Origin of the sequence: Microcystis sp. M49636_WE2 (assembly GCF_030065375.1) — a bacterium.
Taxonomy (GTDB): Bacteria; Cyanobacteriota; Cyanobacteriia; order Cyanobacteriales; family Microcystaceae; genus Microcystis; species Microcystis aeruginosa_C.
On record NZ_JASJFG010000039.1, the window covers coordinates 1 to 2260 of the forward strand.

2 protein-coding genes are annotated in these 2260 nt (G+C 43.8%); both read left to right on the forward strand.

Features of this window, described 5'->3' with window-relative positions:
* The first annotated feature begins 6 nt into the window (after positions 1 to 6).
* Positions 7 to 603, forward strand: a complete 597-nt coding sequence (locus PX484_RS00765) for a nucleotide-binding protein (protein WP_287670624.1) — start codon at positions 7 to 9, stop codon at positions 601 to 603.
* Between the two features lie 155 nt (positions 604 to 758).
* The coding region (gene bchB / locus PX484_RS00770; RefSeq protein ID WP_288102661.1) for a ferredoxin:protochlorophyllide reductase (ATP-dependent) subunit B at positions 759 to 2260 on the forward strand (1502 nt) is incomplete at its 3' end.

The window sequence follows — 2260 nt, forward strand, 5'->3', positions numbered from 1 at the left end:
CCGTTCATGATTATTTCCGTCGTAGCACTGAAGGGAGGGGTCGGGAAAACCACCACATCGATTCATTTGGCCGCCTATTTTCAAGAAAAAGCGCCCACCTTATTGATTGATGCGGATAAAAATCGTTCGGCTCTCCATTGGTCCCGGGAGGAAACCCTTCCTTTTATGGTAGCGTCCCAAGCTGGAGCGACGGGACTGGTGAAACAATACACTCATATTATCGTCGATACCCAGGCCCGGCCGGAACCGGACGAGTTAAAAGATTTAGCTCAGGGCAGCGATTTATTAATCCTACCCACCACTCCCAATCATCTCGATATCGATGTCACGATTAAAGCGGTAGAATTGCTGTCCACGATGACCGATAATTATCGAGTTCTTTTAACCCAAGTGGATTCACGGACAAAAACAGGACGGGAAGCGCGGAAAGCTCTAGAAGAAGCAAAATTACCCGTATTTAAGCGAGAAATTCCCCGTTTAGTCGCTTTTGAACGAGCGGCCGAAAAGGGAGTCATCGTCAAAGATTATCCCGACCCCCGGTCGAATTTTGGCTGGCTTTGTTACCAAGCGGTCGGTAAAGAAATTTTTGCCCTAATGACATAAATTGTTAAAAAAGTTAACATTAATATTTATGTCATTTTTCCCCGAAAAGATACTTAATCTGCATGGGGACTTTTTGTAATCTTCCGTTAAGTGTTCACTCCTAAATCCGTAAAGTCTGAGACAATCAAAAAAGTCTGACTGTAGGAGAACCCTCTATGAAATTGGCCTATTGGATGTATGCGGGTCCCGCTCATATTGGCACTTTAAGGATCGCCAGTTCCTTTAAAAATGTTCATGCTATCATGCACGCTCCTCTGGGAGACGATTATTTTAACGTCATGCGCTCGATGCTGGAAAGGGAGCGTAATTTTACCCCCGTCACTGCTAGTATTGTCGATCGTAATGTTTTAGCCCGGGGTTCCCAAGAAAAAGTCGTCGATAATATTGTTCGCAAAGATCGCGAAGAAAGTCCCGATTTAATCGTTTTAACCCCCACCTGCACCTCCAGCATTCTCCAAGAGGATTTACAAAACTTTGTCGAAAGAGCGCGACAGGATGCCGAGGGGGATGTGCTGCTGGCCGATGTCAACCACTATCGCTATAATGAGCTACAAGCGGCCGATAAAACCCTCTATCAAATTATCAAATATTATCTCGATAAAGCCCAAAGAAAAGGGGAAATTATCTCCCAGAAAACCCCTAAACCTTCGGTTAATATTATCGGTATTACCACCCTCGGTTTCCATAACCAACATGATCGCACGGAATTAAAGCGGTTAATGGCAGATTTGGACATTGAAGTTAACGAAATTATCCCCGAAGCTGCCTCGGTGGAAAACTTAAAAAATCTGCCCCGCGCTTGGTTTAATCTGGTTCCCTATCGAGAAGTGGGATTAATGACAGCCAAATATCTCGAAAGCGAATTCGCTATGCCCTACGTTGATATTACCCCCATGGGAGTGGTGGAAACAGCCCGCTGTATTCGCAAAATTCAAGAGGTAATTAATGGCCAGGGTGCGGCAGTAGATTACGAAGATTTTATCAATGAACAAACTCTGCATATCTCCCAAGCTGCTTGGTTTTCTCGTTCCATTGACTGTCAAAATTTAACTGGCAAAAAAGCGGTGGTTTTTGGTGATAATACCCACGCAGCCGCTATGACAAAAATTCTCGCCAGGGAGATGGGAATTCATGTGGTTTTAGCGGGTACTTATTGTAAGTATGATGCGGATTGGTTCCTGGAACAAGTGAGTGAATATTGCGATGAAGTGTTAATTAGTGATGATAATGGGGCGATAGGGGATGCTATTGCTCGATTAGAACCAGCGGCGATATTTGGTACTCAAATGGAACGTCATGTGGGCAAACGTTTAGATATTCCCTGTGGAGTAATTGCCGCACCTATTCATATCCAAAATTTCCCCCTCGGTTATAAACCTTTCTTAGGTTACGAAGGCACTAATCAGATCGCCGATTTGGTCTATAATTCCTTTACTTTGGGTATGGAAGATCACCTATTAGAGATATTCGGTGGTCATGATACCAAAGAGGTAATTACTAAAGGTATTTCGGCAGATTCTGACCTAAATTGGAATAAGGAAGCTACGGTAGAATTGCAGAAAATACCTGGTTTTGTGCGCGGGAAAGTCAAACGAAATACCGAAAAATTTGCCCGGGAGCGAGGTATTGGTGAAATAACTTTAGAGGTAATGTATGC